Origin of the sequence: Agrobacterium sp. CCNWLW32, assembly GCF_037083425.1 — a bacterium.
Classification (GTDB): Bacteria; Pseudomonadota; Alphaproteobacteria; order Rhizobiales; family Rhizobiaceae; genus Agrobacterium; species Agrobacterium radiobacter.
In genome coordinates, this window is sequence record NZ_JBAOJM010000014.1 from 64,633 (window position 1) to 80,727 (window position 16,095).

Below are 16,095 nucleotides of genomic sequence, written 5' to 3' on the forward strand. Positions count from 1 at the left end.
ACCGCCGCTCAGGCGGTCGCATTGCCTCTGTCGAGGCGGATGGTTTCTGGATAGGCATCCATAATTGCAGCAGCATTACCCTCCGGGGCGCGCCTGCCTAAACGGAACCGTCTAATGCTCCAAAGCTCTGTTTTTATGCATTTTCCAGAGGTGAAACCGTTATGGATCCTGGTTGTAAATGCTTCAGCGTCTTCTTCGCCGCAATACTGCCGCAACCTTTCTGGCAGAAAACGGAAGGCGAAGGGACGGTGACGCATGAGACTTCTGTTGATCGAAGACGAAAAGGAAATGGCGGATGCGCTGACGGCGACGCTCGGCAAGCAGGGGATCGTCATCGACCATACGATGTGGCTCGGCGATGCGATGGAGCTGACGCGTCAGCACGTCTATGACGCCATCCTGCTCGACCGTCGCCTGCCTGACGGGGAAGGGCTCTCCTTCATTCCGCAGCTGCGCCGCGCAGGTATCGACACGCCGATCATTCTGTTGACGGCGATGAACGAGCCGGAAGAGCGGATCGCGGGGCTGGACGGCGGCGCAGACGATTATCTTGGCAAGCCGTTTCTCGTCGGCGAGTTGCTGGCCCGGGTGCGCGCGGTTCTAAGGAGGCCGGCAAACCTTGCGCCGGCCCAGATCACCGCAGGCCGCATCGTCATCGATCCGCTCCATCTCAGCGTCACGATCAATTCGGTTCCCTTCGATCTGCCAAGGCGCGAGCTTGCGGTCCTCATCGCGCTGGCGAAACGCAAGGGCAAATCCGTGCTGCGCTCCACGCTCGAGGCAGCGGTCTATAATTACGAGGAAGAGATCCAGTCCAATGCGCTCGACGCGCATATATCGCGGCTGCGAAAACGCCTGCTCGATGCATCCGCAGGCGTCGGCGTCCATAATATTCGTGGTATCGGTTATCTGTTGAAGGAAGAAGCATGAAAGCGCAGGGCACGTCCAACCCGTCCTTGTGGTGGAAACTGAGCTGGCAGCTCAGCGTCGTCGTCTCTGCCATGATTGCCGTGGTCATCATCGGTCTCTGTTTTTACGGCGTGATGATGCTTTCCCCCAATATTGCGCTCTGGGACGACCTCTCGGCCACGCTTGATGGTTCACTTTCGCTCGATCCGCAAAAGGGATTGGTCATTACAGAGAGCCCGGCATTGCGGGCCCTGAAGGCGGAGAACTCAACACTCTGGTTCGTTGCCTCCACGCTGGATGGGCGGGTGGCGACCTACGGCGCCGTGCCTGCCGTTTATGAGGAATTGTCGCGGTATCTGCATCTGATGACGGATGCCGATATTCGTGGAGGAAAGGGCATCGTCGAGGTCGCCCTGGTTGAAAGCATGGAAACGAAATGGGGTGCGGTAAGGGTCATGTTCGGCGGAACGACGCATGTCGGCGGGCAGTTCCTGACGCTTCTTGCCGGAACCTACAAGATTTACGTTCCCCTGCTGGCTGTCATCCTGCCCGCCGTGTTCTTCTCGGTTCCCCGCATCGTGCGCCAGGCGCTCTCCGGCCTCAGTTCCGTCGTCAAAAAGGCCCCAGAGATCGATCCGCGCCGGCCGGGCTCAAAGCTTCCCGTCGAGGATGTGCCTCGCGAGGTGGTTCCGCTGATCCTTGCCTTCAACAGCATCCTCGAACGGCTGGAAGAGCAGTTTCGGGCGCGCCAGCGTTTTCTCATCGATGCGGCGCATGAGCTGAGAACGCCGATTGCGATCATGCAGACCCGGATAGAGGGCTTGCCGGGGCCGGAACAGCAACGCCTGATGGAGGATGTCGCGCGGCTTGGCGAGACTACGGAACAGCTTCTCGCCTTCGAAAGAAACGATCAGGTGAATGACAGGCGCGAGACGGTGGAGCTCGTCGAGATGACCCGCACCGTCGTCGCCGATCTCGCGCCTCTTGCGCTTTCGGCGGGTTATGACATCTCCTTCGACACGCAGATCGCGCGATATGAGGTGATGGGCGACCCCTTCACCCTGCCGCGTGCGATCAGCAACATCGTGCGCAATGCCATCGATTATGGTGGGAACAGGGGGATGATCCATATCTCGGTTCTCGCCAATGGTGAGATCACGATTTCCGATGAGGGGCAGGGGATAGCCGAAGACCAGCGGGAACGGATTTTCGAGCCCTTTTACCGCATCACACCGCGCAGCACCGGGGCAGGGCTTGGCCTCAGCCTCGTCAAGCAGATCGTCGCCAACCATAACGGGCGAATCTTTCTGGATAGCAGCGCCTTCGGAAGCACCTTCCGGTTACGTTTCTGATCGTTGCGTTGCGCGCTGTCCAGAGGCGGGTGATTGTAATGTTGCCGCAATTTTAGCTGTCGTACCGTGTGGGGCACAGGATCAATCATCCCAACCGGAGTACGTGCAGTGAAACAACAGTGGAATCTGTTTGCCCGGGGTTCCGGCGACAAGGCCTCCCGCAGCCGCGGTGTCGCCTTCGCCACCTTGCCCTTCGCCATCCTCATGTCCAGCTGCACCTCCGTGCCGCTGAAAGAAGGTGGCACGCTCACCTCCTATGCGCAGCTCAGCCCGGCCAAGGGAAAGTTCACCAAATCGCGAACCTTCGTGGACGCCACCGGGCTGGCCGGGGTCAAGACCGTCGCCATCGTGCCGACCACCTTCTCCTTCGCCGCCTCGTCGCGGGTCACATCGGAAAGGGATCGTGCCCTTGTTTCGAATGCACTGGATCGCGCCATCTGCGTGGCGCTCAGCGATAAATACCGGATCGCCGCCATTGGCCAGCCGGCGGATATGACAGTGCGCACGGTCATCACCGATCTGGTGCCAACCGACAAGACCATGGCCGGGGTATCAACGGCCGTGACACTTGGCAGCGGCTTCGTCCTGCCGGTCAGCGTGCCGCGTCTCCCATTCGGGCTCGGCGGGCTGGCCGTCGAGGCCGAGGCGGTGGATAGCAGCGGCGTCCAGCGCGCGGCGGCCGTCTGGTCTAAGGGCGCGAACTCCATTACCGGTAAGGCCCGAGTGTCGGAGATTGGCGATGCCTACGGGCTCGCCGACGATTTCTCCAATTATTTCGCGCGTATTCTGGTGTCAGGCAAGGTTTCCGACGGTCTGAACCTGTCTATTCCCTCTGGCCATCGAATCCGGTCGGCTTTGGGCGGAAAACCGAAATATGTCGAGTGCGATGCCTATGGCCGGTCACGCGGCTTGAAGGGCATGGTGGCCGACAAGTTCGGCGCGCCGCCGCAATGGACCGACGACGGGCACGCGAAAGTCGTGGCGCGATAGGCCAGCCGCTTTATGTGTAGATTGCGTGCGTTACGGCGCGCGCGATCGTCCGAACCAAGTGCCTATGCCGCGAGACCGAGCTTCTGAAGGCCGCATTCGCGGACGATCTCCGCGATATGGGCGAACTGCGCCGAGAGCGGGTTGCTCTTGCGCCAGACCATGCCGATGGTGCGCGACGGGCGCGGTTCCGCAAGCCGGAATACCGAAACGGTGGATTGCCGTGTTTCCATATCGACCGCCATCTGCGGAATGAGCGTGACGCCGATGCCGGCGCCGACCATCTGTACGAGGGTGGAGAGCGAAGAGCCCTCCATCAGCACGCGCGGCGGCGCATTGGTCGTGCTGCAGAAGGAAAGCGCCTGGTTGCGGAAACAATGGCCTTCCTCCAGCAATAGCAGGCGCATTTCACCCAGCTTGTCGGCGCTCGGCACCGGCATGCCCGCATCCTCCATCGGCCGCACCAGAATGAATTCCTCCGAAAACAGCGGCACTTCTTCCAGCGCGGGTTCCGAAACGGGCAACGCGACGATTGCCATGTCGAGTCGGGCTTCGAGAAGGTCTTCGATGAGCTTCTGCGTTACCGCTTCGCGCGGGCGCGCCTCCAGTCCGGGATAATGCCGGGTCAGCGTCTTGATCACCTGTGGCAAAAGATAGGGCGCAACGGTGGGAATAACACCGATGCGCAGGCGACCGCTGAGAGGGCCATGCCCCGCGCGCGCCAGATCCTGCAACTCGTCCACCGAACGCAGGATGGCCCGGGTGCGTTCGGCAAATTCCTCACCAAGCGCCGTCAGCCTGATCTGGCGGCTGCCGCGTTCGACAAGCGGCGCACCGATTAATTCCTCCAGTTCCCGTATCTGCAAAGATAGTGCAGGCTGGGAGATGGCACAGGCTTCCGCCGCACGCCCGAAATGGCCGATCTTGGCCAGCGCATCGAAATAACGGAGATGTTTCATGGAGAGCGCAATCATAAGCTCAGCATATCGCAGCCTTTAGAATATACAATTGGAAATTATGGAACCCGGCTGTTAGTCATCTTCATGACAGAAAGAAGCTGTAGCTGTGAAAGATCACCAGCGTCGCTGCACGGTTTCCCATGACCTGCCGCGGGCTCTGGCTCCAACAGGCTGCACATGTCGAATTGATTATTTCGTTTAATTGCTAAACCCATCGGAGGGCGAAATGGACGCAACTTCAAAACCGGCTGGCAAGTGTCCCGTCATGCATGGAGGCAACACGGCCTCCGGTAAATCAGTTACCGAATGGTGGCCGAATGCGCTGAACCTCGACATCCTGCATCAGCACGATACCAAGACCAATCCGCTCGGCACCTCCTTCAACTATCGCGAAGCCCTGAAGACGCTCGACGTCGAGGCGCTGAAGGCCGATCTGCGTGCGCTGATGACCGACAGCCAGGACTGGTGGCCGGCCGACTGGGGCAGCTATGTGGGCATGATGGCGCGTGTTACCTGGCATGCGGCGGGCTCCTACCGCGTGACTGACGGTCGCGGCGGCGCCAACACCGGCAACCAGCGTTTTGCCCCGCTCAATTCCTGGCCGGATAACGTCAACACCGACAAGGGCCGCCGCCTGCTGTGGCCGATCAAGAAGAAATACGGCAACAAGATTTCCTGGGCCGACCTGATCGCGCTCGCCGGCACCATTGCCTATGACGTCGCCGGTCTGAAGACCTTCGGTTTCGCCTTCGGCCGTGAAGACATCTGGGCTCCGGAAAAGGACACCTATTGGGGTGACGAAAAGGAATGGCTGGCGCCGAGCGATGGCCGTTACGGCGACGTGACCAAGCCCGAGACGCTGGAAAACCCGCTCGCTGCCGTGCAGATGGGCCTCATCTACGTCAACCCGGAAGGCGTAAACGGCAAGTCCGATCCGCTGGCGACGGCGGCGCAGATGCGCGAGACCTTCGCCCGCATGGGCATGGACGACGAGGAAACCGTGGCTCTCACCGCCGGCGGTCATACCATCGGCAAGTCGCACGGTAATGGCAGCGCTGCCAACCTCAGCCCCGATCCGGAAGCCGCAGGCCCGGAATTTCAGGGTCTTGGCTGGATCAACACCAAGGGCCGCGGCATTGGTCGCGACACGGTTGTTTCCGGTATCGAAGGTGCCTGGACGAGCGAGCCGACCAAGTGGGACAACGGCTTCTTCGACATGCTGTTCAAGCATGAGTGGACCTTGACCCACAGCCCTGCCGGTGCATCACAATGGGCGCCGATCACCATCGCCGAAGAAGACAAGCCCGTGGACGTTGAGGATGCCTCGATCCGCACCATTCCGATGATGACCGATGCCGACATGGCTCTGAAGGTCGACCCGATCTACCGCGAGATTTCGCTGAAGTTCAAGGACGACCAGGATCATTTCTCGGACGTCTTCGCCCGCGCATGGTTCAAGCTGACGCACCGCGACATGGGGCCGAAGTCCCGTTACATCGGCCCTGACGTTCCGGCGGAAGACCTGATCTGGCAGGATCCCATCCCGGCAGGCTCCACCAGCTACGATGTCGCTGCCGTCAAGGCGAAGATCGCGGCGTCTGGCCTTTCCGTTGCCGATCTGGTCTCGACCGCCTGGGACAGCGCCCGCACCTTCCGAGGTTCGGACAAGCGCGGCGGCGCCAATGGCGCACGCATCCGCCTCGCACCGCAGAAGGACTGGGAAGGCAACGAGCCCGCCCGTCTTTCCCGCGTGCTCTCGGTTCTGGAGCAGATTGCCCGTGAAAGCGGCGCGAGTATTGCGGACGTGATCGTTCTCGCCGGCAATTACGGTGTGGAACAGGCGGCCAAGGCGGCCGGCTTCGACATTGCCGTGCCTTTTGCGGCCGGCCGTGGTGACGCTTCCGCCGAGCAGACGGATGCCGACAGCTTTGCTCCGCTTGAGCCGCTGGCGGATGGTTTCCGCAACTGGGTCAAGAAGGACTATGTTGTCAGCCCCGAAGAACTGCTGCTGGATCGCGCGCAGCTTCTGGGCCTGACCGCGCCGGAACTGACCGTGCTCATCGGCGGCCTGCGCGTCATCGGCACCAATTATGCCGGTACGGCGCATGGCGTGTTCACCGACACGCCCGGCGCGCTGACGACGGACTTTTTCACGACGCTGACGGACATGGCCTATTCCTGGGTTCCGACCGGCAACAATCTCTATGAGATTCGTGACCGCAAGACTGGGGCAGCCAAGTACACCGCCACCCGCGTCGACCTCGTCATCGGTTCGAACTCCATCCTGCGCGCCTATGCGGAAGTTTATGCACAGGACGACAGCAGGGAGAAATTCGTGCGTGATTTCGTCGCCGCCTGGACGAAGGTGATGAACGCTGACCGTTTCGACCTTCTGTAAGGAAGGCCGACCGTTAAATGGTGATGCACCTCCCTGAGCGATCGGGGAGGTGTTTTTGTGGCCGGTGGGTTGGCGAGATTGAATCAGTCACTACGCGATCCGGCATGAGGGGAGGTTATTCGCCTCTGCATTCCGCTCGTAGTGGGATGTGCTGCCCTATCGCCTGTCCGAAGACGAAACCGGTTTGCCGGGAGAGGATTTTTCGGCCTTTTCCGAGGGCGCTATGCCGCTTTTTTCATTCTCATGCGCATCCGGCCCGGCAACGATGACGCCGCGGCCCTTCTCTTCGCGCTTCTTGTCCGCGAAGTTGCCCGGTTCCTTCTTGCTGTCCATGATAGTCTCCATTGTTGCGTTCCTGTCAGGAGTTCAACGGGTGTCCTGGGCAGAGGTTCCAGAATAGTCGCGTCAGTGAATGTTTCTCTTCATAACGATCTTTGCTATTAACATGAATTCATAAGTCATGTTATTGGGGCGGAGCGCGATGACTGGCGCCGCGCGCCTGTCTTCCAAGCCCTCAACCCAAACCCGACAACCGGACGGTACCCGCATTGAGTTTCTGGCATTCCATGACCTGGCACACGGAAGGGATCAGCGTCACTGCGCCGGTGAAGTGGCGCCAGTTGGACGGGCTCGTCAGTGCTTTCTGGGAGGCGGAAAGCCAGATGGGGGCGAAGGGTTATTATCTTGCCGCCGATCCGCGCATCATGATTTTTTTCAACGATGTGTCTTCGCGCATCAGCATGTCCAACCGGAACGGCGAGTTCAGCAACCATTCGCGGCCGATGACACGCGCTGTTTATGTGCCGGCTGGCGTGCCGATGTGGACGAGCAGCAACGCCACGCACCGGTTCTCGCATCTCAACCTGCATATTCACAAGGACCGGCTGTTGCGCTTCCTGTCACCTTCGGTCGGCAGTTCGGCGGCGATGACGGCGCTGCGCCGCCCGGTCGAGATACAGGATATCGGCTCGGTGGAAACCCTTGCCGGGCTGCTTGTCGATGAGCTGGCGGAGCCCTCGAAACATGCGGTCTATGCGGAAAGTCTCGTCGGCAGCATCGTTGCCGGCCTGTTGGATATTCCCGGCCCTTCACCGGAGCAGGTGAATGGCCGGTTGACGCAGGCGCAGTTGAACAAGCTTCTTGCCCAGGTCGAAAAGCGTGGCGACGACCGTATGACGGTTGCCGAGATGGCCGATATTGTCGGGCTTTCGGAAAGCTGGTTCGCGACCGTGTTTCGCCAGAGCACCGGCAAGACGCCGCTGCAATGGCAATTGGAACGTCGCATCAACGCGGCCCAGAAACTTCTGCTGGAAGGCGATCTGACTGTGGCCGATATCGCCGCCCAGCTCGGCTTTTCCGATCAGGCGCATCTGACCAAGGCTTTCCGCCAGTCCGTGGGCAACACGCCCGCCGCCTGGCGACGTCTGCACAGGCTGCTTTGAATTGGATCCTCGGGACAAGCCCGAGGATGACGTTAAACATTAGGATTGTCGTATAGTAGTTTGAAATCAGATATTTTTTTCTACCACGTCTTTCGCAAAGTCACGGAAAACGCCCGGCCGGGATTGTAGAAGTCAGCGCCGAACCCGCCATACGAAACGTGTTTTTCGTTGAAGAGGTTGGAGACATTGACATCCAGTGAGGCGGTTTCCTGAATCTTGTAGCTGAATGCCGCATCCACGGTCACGCTGCTTCCGGTTTCGATCTTGTTCGAATTGTCGAAATAATAGGCGCCGGTATAGCGGCCGCCGAGACCGAAGGTCATGTCGCCGAAATGGTCGTTACCTTCGAGCGTATAATTGACCCACAGTGAAGCCTGATGCTCGGGGACGAATTGCGGCCGGTTGCCAACATTGCCGCCGGTGCCGTTTTCGGTGATCTCCGCATCGAGATAGGAATAGGCCGCCGTCAGGCTGAGATTGTCTGTTACCTCTGCCTTCGCTTCAAGATCGAGGCCGCGCACGCGCACCTCGCCGATGGTGGTCGGCAGGCTGGTGATCGGGCTGGTGACGGTGATGTTGTTCTTCTTCAGATCGTAGATCGAGGCGGTGAACAGGGCCGGGAAAGCGTCCGGCCGGTATTTCACGCCGAGCTCGATCTGTTCGCCGCGTTCCGGTTCAACGGTGAGACCGGATGCAGGCACCACCGATTCGGCATAGCTGATATAGGGCGCGATTTCGTTGGTGACCTTGTAGGACACGCCGATGCGCTTGGTCAGCTCGCTGATGTCGCCGCTTGCCGTCGTGCCATTCAGCCGGTTGGTCTGGTCGGTGTCGATCCAGTCATTGCGAAGGCCGGCGCTGACGGTGAGCCTGTCGAAGAAGGTCAGGTCCTGCTGCAGGTAGATGGCTTTGGTTTTCTGGTCCGTCAGCGAGTTGGAGAAGAGCGGCACCGAGGAGGGTGCGCCGGTATAGACCGGGTTCATCCAGTTTATGTTCGGCGCAGCGCCGAAGTAGTTTTTGCTGCCGGATGTGTAGTCGTTGTAGAAGACGCCGACGAGGCTGCGGCTTTCGACATTTTCAAACCGCGTGTCATATTGCAGGCGCGTATCGATCAGGAAGTTTTCGGTCTCGGTGTCGTTGCCGAAATAGGAACGGTTGGCGATGGTCGAACCGTTGGTCGGCGTCGACGAGATATAGGCATAACCGAAGTCCGTATTCGCCTTGCTGTAACGGGCGTTGGAACTCAGGGTCAGACCCGAGCCGAAATCGTGGTCGAACATCACGCTCAGCGAATTGCGGTTTGTGCCGCGATAATTGTAGTCCGGTTCGCCGAAGAAGCGGCTCCGGTCGAAATGCGAGCCGACGGGATGGCCGCCGCCGCCGGGAACGCCATCCTTGTTGAGATGATCGTAAACGACGGTGAGGCTGGTGACGTCGGTCGGACGCCAGGTCAGGCCGCCCATGAAGAATTTCTCGTCATCGCGGGAATAGTCATATTCCGCATCGGCATTTCTGAGCTTGCCGGTCAGACGATAGGACAGCGTGTCGTCGCTGGTGATGTTGTCCCCGAAATCGAAGCCGGTTTCGGCGCGGCCGTAGGAGCCGCCGGTCACATAGGCTTCACCAAAACGGGTGCGTTTCGGCACCTTGGTGGAATAGTTCACCGAGCCGCCGGGATCCGAGACGCCGAAGGTGGTGGAATTGCCGCCCTTCAGCACTTCCACCCGCTCATAGGCATAGGTTTCTTCGCGCAGGGCACCGAAGGGACGGCCGAGGGTGAGGCCATCGCGATAGGTATAGGCATCGAAACCGCGAATCTTGAAATAGTCGAAACGGTCGTCGGAGCCGTAAAAATCCGTGGTCACGCCAGCGGTATATTGCAGCGCCTCCTCCACGGTCTGCACACCGCGCTGCTGCATTTCCTTGGCGGTGATGACGGAAACGGCGGCAGGTGTGTCGAGAATATCGGACGCCATCTTGCTGCCGCTCGTGGTGCGGGTGGCAACGATCGATTTCTGGTCGTCATTGTCGCCGCTGTCGATGGTGATGCGTTCCAGAACCGTGCTGCCGCCCGTATTGGCAGATTCCTGCGCCAGCAGGGAGCCGGGCAGGGTGGCAACAAGCGCCGTGCAGGCAAGCAGGGCCGCCTCCTGGTAACGACGTCGCGCGGTTTTGCAGTGTCTGCCTTCGGTTTCGATATTCATTGGTATGTTCCAGACCTTGATGCCCCGATCGCCGTTTTCACGGCCCACTCTCGAAGCGCCCAATAACTTGAGAAAGTTTGTCCGGTATTGTAACTTTTTGCGGTTTTGTACAAAACCCCGGAAATTTCACCGCTGTTGCGGCGGCATTTCTTGCCTGGGCTTGACGGGGGCATTTGAAGCTGAGAGTTCAAGTCCACTTTTGAACCTTTGAGAGCTTCGCCATGCTTCGCCCGTTTCGCTGCCTCGTGCCGGTATTTGTGCTTTTCCTGTCGATGATCGCGCCTGATATGGCCTCGGCGGAGGACACGGCCAGCTATCCCATCGTCATCAAACATGCGTTCGGTACGACCACGATTGCGAAGAAACCGCAGCGGGTCGCAACTGTCGCCTGGGCGAACCATGAGGTGCCGCTGGCGCTCGGCATCGTGCCCGTCGGTTTTGCGGCGGCCAATTTCGGCGATGATGATGGCGACGGCCTGCTGCCATGGGTGGCAAAGCGGCTCACCGAACTCGACGCGGCAAAGCCTGTTCTGTTCGACGAGGGTGACGGCATCGATTTCGAGGCCGTGGCGGCAACGCAGCCGGATGTCATCCTTGCCGCCTATTCCGGCCTCAGCCAGTCCGATTACGATACGCTGAGCCAGATCGCCCCTGTTGTCGCCTATCCCGTCTCCCCCTGGGCGACGGACTGGCGCGAGATGATCCGGCTCAACAGCGACGGGCTCGGCATGGCGGTGGAAGGTGAGGCGCTCATCAAACGCACCGAGGGCGAAATCGCGCAGGTCGCCGCCGGCTACCCGCAGCTGAAGGGCAAGTCGGCCATGTTCGTCACCCATCTCGACGCCACCAATCTCAGCGTCGTCAATTTCTATACGGCCAATGACACCCGGGTGAAGTTCTTCGCCGATCTGGGGCTCGCCTCGCCGAAAAGCGTCCTGGAGGCGACGAAGCCGGGGCAATTCGCCGCCGGCGTCAGCGCCGAGCGTGTGGATGCCTTTGACGATGTCGATATCGTCGTGACCTATGGCAGCCAGCCGCTGCTGAACGCCATGCGCGCCGATCCGCTTCTCGCCCGCATGCCGGCCGTCGCCAATGATGCGATCGTCATGCTCGGCCGCGATCCGCTTGGCACGGCCTCCAACCCCACACCGCTGTCGATTTCATGGGTATTGAAGGACTATGCCGATCTCCTGGCGAAGGCCGCCGACAAATCCTCCGGGAAATCACAGTGACGATGTCGGGACCCGGCAAAGCGACGGCGGTGCTGCTCGCCGGCCGCTCCAGCCGCGCGAGAACCGCATGGCTCGGCGCGGTACTGGCGCTTCTCGCGCTGCTCTGTGCGCTCTCCGTCGCCATCGGCACGCGTGAGGTCTCTTTTGCGGATATTCTTGGCGGGCTGAGTGGCCGCGTCGAGACGGTTGCCGAAGCGGCGGTTGCGGTGCGCCTGCCGCGCACGCTGCTTGCCCTGCTTTCCGGGGCCGCACTCGGGCTGGCTGGGGCCATCATGCAGGGTGTTACCCGCAATCCGCTTGCCGATCCCGGCATTCTCGGTGTCAACATGGGGGCGTCGCTTGCCGTCGTCATCGGCATTGTCTGGTTCGGCATCGCCTCGGCTCATGCCTTCATCACGGTCGCAATTGCCGGAGCGGGGGTATCAGCGGTTTTCGTTTATGTTGTCGGTTCGCTCGGGCGAGGGGGGGCGACACCCCTAAAACTCGCACTTGCGGGCGCCGCCACCTCCGTCGCCTTTTCGTCGCTCGTCATCGCCGTCGTGCTGCCGCGCAGCGATATTGCCGGCGGCATCCGCTCCTGGCAGATCGGCGGCGTCGGCGGAGCGACCTTCGAGCGCATCGAGACCGTGCTGCCCTTTCTCGCCGCCGGCTTCATCGTCAGCCTGCTTTCGGCGCGCAAGCTGAATTCTCTGGCGCTCGGCGATGAACTCGCCGCCGGGCTTGGCGAGAATGTCATGGCAGCCAGAGCCGTGGCGTCCTTCGGCGCCATTCTGCTCTGCGGCGCGGCCACCGCCATTTGCGGGCCGATCGGTTTTGTCGGGCTGGTGGTGCCGCATCTCTGCCGCCTGCTGGTTGGCGTGGACAATCGCTGGCTTTTGCCGTTCTCGGCGTTAGGCGGGGCGTGTCTGCTGCTTGCCGCCGATATTGTCGGGCGCATTGTGGCGCGGCCGTCCGAACTTGATGTCGGCATCGTCACCGCCCTTGTCGGCGCGCCTTTCTTCATCTGGATCGTCAGACGCCAGAGGGTGCGCGAATTGTGACCATGCACGCTCCCGTCATCGAAAATCTCGTCTTCAACCGCCATACACGTCAGCGCCGACGTCGCCTTGTCATCGCTGTCCTGTCGGTGATCCTGATCTTTGCTTTCGCAATCACGCTGATGCTCGGGCAATCCTTCACGCCGCCCCGTGATGTCATCCGCGTTCTGCTGGGGGAGGATATTGCCGGCGTCACCTTCACCGTCGGGCAGTTGCGCCTGCCGCGCGCGCTGCTTTCGGTTCTCGCAGGCCTGAGCTTCGGGCTCGGCGGCGTCGCCTTCCAGATCATGCTGCGCAATCCGCTCGCCAGCCCCGATATTATCGGCATCAGTTCCGGCGCAAGTGCGGCGGCCGTTTTCGCCATCGTCGTTTTGCAGATGAGCGGGCCGCTGGTCTCGGTCTTCGCCGTCACCGCCGGTCTCGGCGTCGCCCTTCTGGTCTATCTCCTGTCCTTCCGAAACGGCGTGGCCGGCACGCGGCTGATCCTCGTCGGCATCGGCGTGTCGGCGATGCTTGAAAGCTTCATTGCCTATATTCTCTCCGTCGCGCCGGCCTGGATGCTGCAGGAGGCGATGCGCTGGCTGACAGGCAGCGTCAACGGCGCGAAGGTCGCCCAGTTGCTGCCGCTTTCCATCGCGCTCATCCTGTTCGGCGGCCTGCTCCTCAGCCGTGCGCGTGATCTGGAAGCTCTAAGACTGGGTGATGATGCCGCAGCAGCGCTCGGCGTGCGGGTGGGACGAACCCGCATCATCGTCATCATCGCCGCCGTGGGCATGATCGCCTTTGCAACGGCGGTCTCTGGGCCGATCGCCTTTGTCGCTTTTCTCTCCGGGCCGATTGCGGCGCGCATCGTCGGCAGCAACGGCTCGCTGCTCATTCCTGCGGCTCTGGTCGGGGCGGTGCTGGTGCTGGTGGGCGATTATTGCGGCCAGTTTCTGTTGCCGGGCCGTTATCCGGTCGGCGTCGTCACGGGGGCGCTCGGCGCACCCTATCTGATTTACCTTATCGTGCGGGTCAACCGCAGCGGAGGCTCGTTATGACCGGCCACTCCCTTTCCGTAAGCCGCCTCTCGGCCGGATATGGCGAAAACCTTATTATCGACGGGCTGGACCTCACTGTCCCGCGCGGGAAGATCACCGTCATCGTCGGCGCCAATGCCTGCGGCAAGTCCACCCTGCTGCGCAGCATGTCGCGGCTGATCACGCCGCGCGCCGGCCAGGTTCTGCTCGATGGAAAGTCGATCCATCATCTTCCCTCGCGTGAGCTTGCACGGCGCATGGGCCTCCTGCCGCAATCGCCGATAGCGCCGGAGGGCATTGTGGTCGCCGATCTCGTCAGCCGTGGCCGGCACCCGCATCATGGCCTGTTCGCCCGCTGGTCGCGGCAGGATGACGAGGCCGTCGCCGCAGCCCTTGTCGCCACCGATACGGTGGAACTGGCCGAGCGGCCGGTGGACGAGCTTTCCGGCGGCCAGCGGCAACGTGTCTGGATCGCCATGGCGCTCGCCCAGCAGACCGACATATTGCTGCTGGATGAGCCCACCACTTTCCTCGATATCAGTCATCAGGTCGAGGTGCTGGATCTTCTGACCGACCTCAATCAGACCCGTGAGACGACCATCGTCATGGTGCTGCACGATCTCAATCTTGCGGCGCGTTATGCCGATTATCTTGTCGCCATGAGGGACGGGAAACTGCATGTCTTCGGCACACCGGAGGAAGTATTGACGGAGGAGAATGTCCTTCGCGTCTTCGGCATCGAAAGCCGGGTCATCAAGGATCCGACCTCGGGCAAGCCGATGATGCTGCCGATCGGGCGGCATCGAACGGTGGCGGGGTGGTAATAGCCGTATCTCTTTGAGATACGGTTCTGTTGACTTCCGTACGTATCCGTTTGTGATACCAACATCGCGAGGCCAGCAATGATCCGCTCTTTCAAAAACAAGCTGGCTGCATCGATTGACGACGGATCTGTGAAGAAGGGCTTTCCCGCCGATCTGGTACGCGGCGCCCAGCAGCTGCTCACGCATCCTGGATGCGGCGACCACTTCAGCAGACCTTCGGTCACCGCCCGGTAACCCTTTGGAAAAGCTGTCCGGCGACCGTGAAGGCCAACATTCGATCCGGATCAACAAGCAGTGGCGCATCTGCTTCGTCTGGACGGAAGCAGGGCCGGAAAGCGTGGAAATAACCGACTATCACTAGTCTGGAATTCTCGTGGAGAGGCTCATGAAAAATCGGCCAAGGAGGGCCAGCGAGCATGACAATCAGTAAATCGCCTCCGATCCATCCGGGCGAAATCCTGCGGGAACTCTATCTTGAGCCGCTGGGGATGTCGGCTTACGCTCTTGCAAGGCACCTCAATATTCCGCGCACCCGCATAGAACGGATTGCGGGAGAGAAACTTGGTATCACCGCCGACACCGCCTTGCGCCTTGCAAAGTTTTTCGAGACCACACCGGAATATTGGCTGAACTTGCAGAACGCCTTCGACATTAAGGCGGCGGCTGTGAGGCTGGAAGCGGACCTTGCCAATATCAAGGAACTGGAAGCGGCCTAATTCTCAGCCCCGCCTGTCAGGTCATGGCCAGGCCGCATAAGACGGCGGCGGCACGTTCTGCATTCGCGTTGCCGTTCTCCTGAACCGGCCGGGAGACGTGCCCTCGTTGCGGGTGAAGAAGCGATTGAAATAACCGGGGTCCTGAAATCCCAATCGGAATGCGATTTCAGCGACTTGCAGCGATGAGTTGAGAAGAAGATCGCGCGCTTCGGAAAGCAGTTCCCGGTGAATATAGGCCTGCGGCGAAAGCCCTGTCGCCTTGCGCACTGCAAATCCAAGACGTTCGCGGTTGACGCCGAGGCGCCTTGCATAGTCTTCCACACCCCATTGGTCGCGTTTGTGCTGGTTGACCAGCAGCACAAAACGCTCGGTGAGGCTGCCGGGGGTTGAGACGGCTGCGGCAATATCGGCGATGGCGTGCTGGCAGATGCGGATAAGGGTGACGGAGAGCAGGCTTTCGATGATCGTGTCCGAACCGGTTGTCGCGCGGACGTTTTCGCTGGCGATGGTCTCGAGATAACCCGCCAGCTCCAGCCGGTCCTTCTCTGCCGGCGTCTGCGTCAGAACACGTTGCAATATATTGCGAACAGCGCTTGCGCTCGTGCCGGTGGGCATCGCATGGGCAAGCCCGATCTCCGTCGTCTTAAGCAGCGATCCACGGCTTCCGGGATTCAGCCGCAGGCGGCCGGTGGGGCCGATGGGCAGCCAGATAAGCCCCGGCGCCGGGACAGGCAGCGTCTTTTCGCCCTGTATGATTTCCGCCTCCCCGGCGGAAACGAGAAGTAGATGGGCGCTATCCGATTCCAGCCGGAATTCGGATATGCGCAGCGTGGAGGCGAGGATGCGCGCCGTGATCTCCAAGCGATTGCCGGCAATCTGGCTGTGCAGTGGCATTCAATCCCCAAAAGTACAATAATGCGCCACACTAGTGCATTTTATATGCGGCTGTCATTGCTAAACTTTGCTTGGCGCAGGGGAAAGCCTTGAGGAGAACGGCAACCCCGACAACGCGCTTT

14 protein-coding genes and 1 pseudogene are annotated in these 16,095 nt (G+C 60.7%); 11 read left to right on the plus strand and 4 right to left on the minus strand.

Features of this window, described 5'->3' with window-relative positions; translation table 11 throughout:
* Window positions 1-255 precede the first annotated feature (255 nt).
* The 3 genes from V6R85_RS22280 (at window position 256) to V6R85_RS22290 (ending at window position 3,251) form a co-directional block, all read left to right on the plus strand.
* Window positions 256-930, plus strand: coding sequence for a response regulator transcription factor (locus tag V6R85_RS22280; RefSeq protein ID WP_020009793.1), 675 nt, complete (start codon window positions 256-258; stop codon window positions 928-930).
* A complete protein-coding gene (locus tag V6R85_RS22285; protein ID WP_112488749.1) occupies window positions 927-2,261 on the plus strand; it encodes a sensor histidine kinase in 1,335 nt (444 codons plus the stop codon). The genes V6R85_RS22280 and V6R85_RS22285 overlap by 4 nt, the downstream gene beginning before the upstream one ends.
* A 108-nt stretch (window positions 2,262-2,369) precedes the next feature.
* Window positions 2,370-3,251 carry a DUF3313 family protein gene (locus V6R85_RS22290; protein WP_129565346.1) on the plus strand — a complete coding sequence of 294 codons (882 nt, stop codon included), beginning with the start codon at window positions 2,370-2,372 and terminating at the stop codon, window positions 3,249-3,251.
* Between the two features lie 62 nt (window positions 3,252-3,313).
* Here the strand turns inward: V6R85_RS22290 and V6R85_RS22295 are convergent, their stop codons facing one another.
* Window positions 3,314-4,222, minus strand: coding sequence for a hydrogen peroxide-inducible genes activator (locus tag V6R85_RS22295; protein ID WP_003505612.1), 909 nt, complete (start codon window positions 4,220-4,222; stop codon window positions 3,314-3,316).
* A gap of 211 nt (window positions 4,223-4,433) precedes the next feature.
* Here V6R85_RS22295 and katG point away from each other — a divergent pair, with 211 nt between their 5' ends.
* Window positions 4,434-6,605, plus strand: coding sequence for a catalase/peroxidase HPI (gene katG / locus V6R85_RS22300; protein WP_112346336.1), 2,172 nt, complete (start codon window positions 4,434-4,436; stop codon window positions 6,603-6,605).
* 156 nt (window positions 6,606-6,761) lie between these two features.
* Here the strand turns inward: katG and V6R85_RS22305 are convergent, their stop codons facing one another.
* Window positions 6,762-6,938 carry a hypothetical protein gene (locus tag V6R85_RS22305; protein ID WP_077998798.1) on the minus strand — a complete coding sequence of 59 codons (177 nt, stop codon included), beginning with the start codon at window positions 6,936-6,938 and terminating at the stop codon, window positions 6,762-6,764.
* A gap of 215 nt (window positions 6,939-7,153) precedes the next feature.
* Between V6R85_RS22305 and V6R85_RS22310 the strand changes: the two genes are divergently transcribed.
* Window positions 7,154-8,047 carry a helix-turn-helix domain-containing protein gene (locus V6R85_RS22310; RefSeq protein ID WP_202907379.1) on the plus strand — a complete coding sequence of 298 codons (894 nt, stop codon included), beginning with the start codon at window positions 7,154-7,156 and terminating at the stop codon, window positions 8,045-8,047.
* Between the two features lie 80 nt (window positions 8,048-8,127).
* Here V6R85_RS22310 and V6R85_RS22315 read toward each other — a convergent pair whose 3' ends face one another.
* The gene (locus V6R85_RS22315; protein WP_112950972.1) at window positions 8,128-10,251 is read right to left on the minus strand and encodes a TonB-dependent siderophore receptor; all 2,124 of its coding nucleotides are present in this window, start codon (window positions 10,249-10,251) and stop codon (window positions 8,128-8,130) included.
* Window positions 10,252-10,472: 221 nt separating this feature from the next.
* On the opposite strand from V6R85_RS22315, the gene V6R85_RS22320 reads away from it, so the two are divergent.
* The 6 genes and pseudogenes from V6R85_RS22320 (at window position 10,473) to V6R85_RS22345 (ending at window position 15,079) form a co-directional block, all read left to right on the plus strand.
* Window positions 10,473-11,483: an iron-siderophore ABC transporter substrate-binding protein gene (locus V6R85_RS22320; protein WP_112950973.1), complete on the plus strand. Its 1,011-nt coding sequence runs from the start codon at window positions 10,473-10,475 to the stop codon at window positions 11,481-11,483.
* A complete protein-coding gene (locus V6R85_RS22325; RefSeq protein ID WP_111833954.1) occupies window positions 11,480-12,523 on the plus strand; it encodes a FecCD family ABC transporter permease in 1,044 nt (347 codons plus the stop codon). Before V6R85_RS22320 ends, V6R85_RS22325 begins: the two co-directional genes overlap by 4 nt.
* A gap of 2 nt (window positions 12,524-12,525) precedes the next feature.
* Window positions 12,526-13,560 (plus strand): FecCD family ABC transporter permease, encoded by a 1,035-nt coding sequence (locus tag V6R85_RS22330; protein ID WP_112950974.1) that lies wholly within the window; start codon window positions 12,526-12,528, stop codon window positions 13,558-13,560.
* Window positions 13,557-14,363, plus strand: coding sequence for an ABC transporter ATP-binding protein (locus V6R85_RS22335; protein ID WP_111833956.1), 807 nt, complete (start codon window positions 13,557-13,559; stop codon window positions 14,361-14,363). The genes V6R85_RS22330 and V6R85_RS22335 overlap by 4 nt, the downstream gene beginning before the upstream one ends.
* A gap of 78 nt (window positions 14,364-14,441) precedes the next feature.
* A pseudogene (locus V6R85_RS22340) lies at window positions 14,442-14,724 on the plus strand (type II toxin-antitoxin system RelE/ParE family toxin).
* A 55-nt stretch (window positions 14,725-14,779) separates the two neighbouring features.
* Window positions 14,780-15,079 (plus strand): HigA family addiction module antitoxin, encoded by a 300-nt coding sequence (locus V6R85_RS22345; RefSeq protein ID WP_112950975.1) that lies wholly within the window; start codon window positions 14,780-14,782, stop codon window positions 15,077-15,079.
* Between the two features lie 21 nt (window positions 15,080-15,100).
* Here V6R85_RS22345 and V6R85_RS22350 read toward each other — a convergent pair whose 3' ends face one another.
* Window positions 15,101-15,973, minus strand: coding sequence for a helix-turn-helix transcriptional regulator (locus V6R85_RS22350; protein WP_112950976.1), 873 nt, complete (start codon window positions 15,971-15,973; stop codon window positions 15,101-15,103).
* Window positions 15,974-16,095: the final 122 nt, after the last annotated feature.

Coding starts and splice junctions, on each gene's coding strand:
- V6R85_RS22280 (WP_020009793.1), top strand. CDS start 256: ATGAGACTTCTGTTGATCGAAGACGAAAAGGAAATGGCGGATGCGCTG.
- V6R85_RS22285 (WP_112488749.1), top strand. CDS start 927: ATGAAAGCGCAGGGCACGTCCAACCCGTCCTTGTGGTGGAAACTGAGC.
- V6R85_RS22295 (WP_003505612.1), bottom strand. CDS start 4,222: ATGATTGCGCTCTCCATGAAACATCTCCGTTATTTCGATGCGCTGGCC.
- katG (WP_112346336.1), top strand. CDS start 4,434: ATGGACGCAACTTCAAAACCGGCTGGCAAGTGTCCCGTCATGCATGGA.
- V6R85_RS22305 (WP_077998798.1), bottom strand. CDS start 6,938: ATGGACAGCAAGAAGGAACCGGGCAACTTCGCGGACAAGAAGCGCGAA.
- V6R85_RS22315 (WP_112950972.1), bottom strand. CDS start 10,251: ATGAATATCGAAACCGAAGGCAGACACTGCAAAACCGCGCGACGTCGT.
- V6R85_RS22320 (WP_112950973.1), top strand. CDS start 10,473: ATGCTTCGCCCGTTTCGCTGCCTCGTGCCGGTATTTGTGCTTTTCCTG.
- V6R85_RS22330 (WP_112950974.1), top strand. CDS start 12,526: ATGCACGCTCCCGTCATCGAAAATCTCGTCTTCAACCGCCATACACGT.
- V6R85_RS22335 (WP_111833956.1), top strand. CDS start 13,557: ATGACCGGCCACTCCCTTTCCGTAAGCCGCCTCTCGGCCGGATATGGC.
- V6R85_RS22345 (WP_112950975.1), top strand. CDS start 14,780: ATGACAATCAGTAAATCGCCTCCGATCCATCCGGGCGAAATCCTGCGG.
- V6R85_RS22350 (WP_112950976.1), bottom strand. CDS start 15,973: ATGCCACTGCACAGCCAGATTGCCGGCAATCGCTTGGAGATCACGGCG.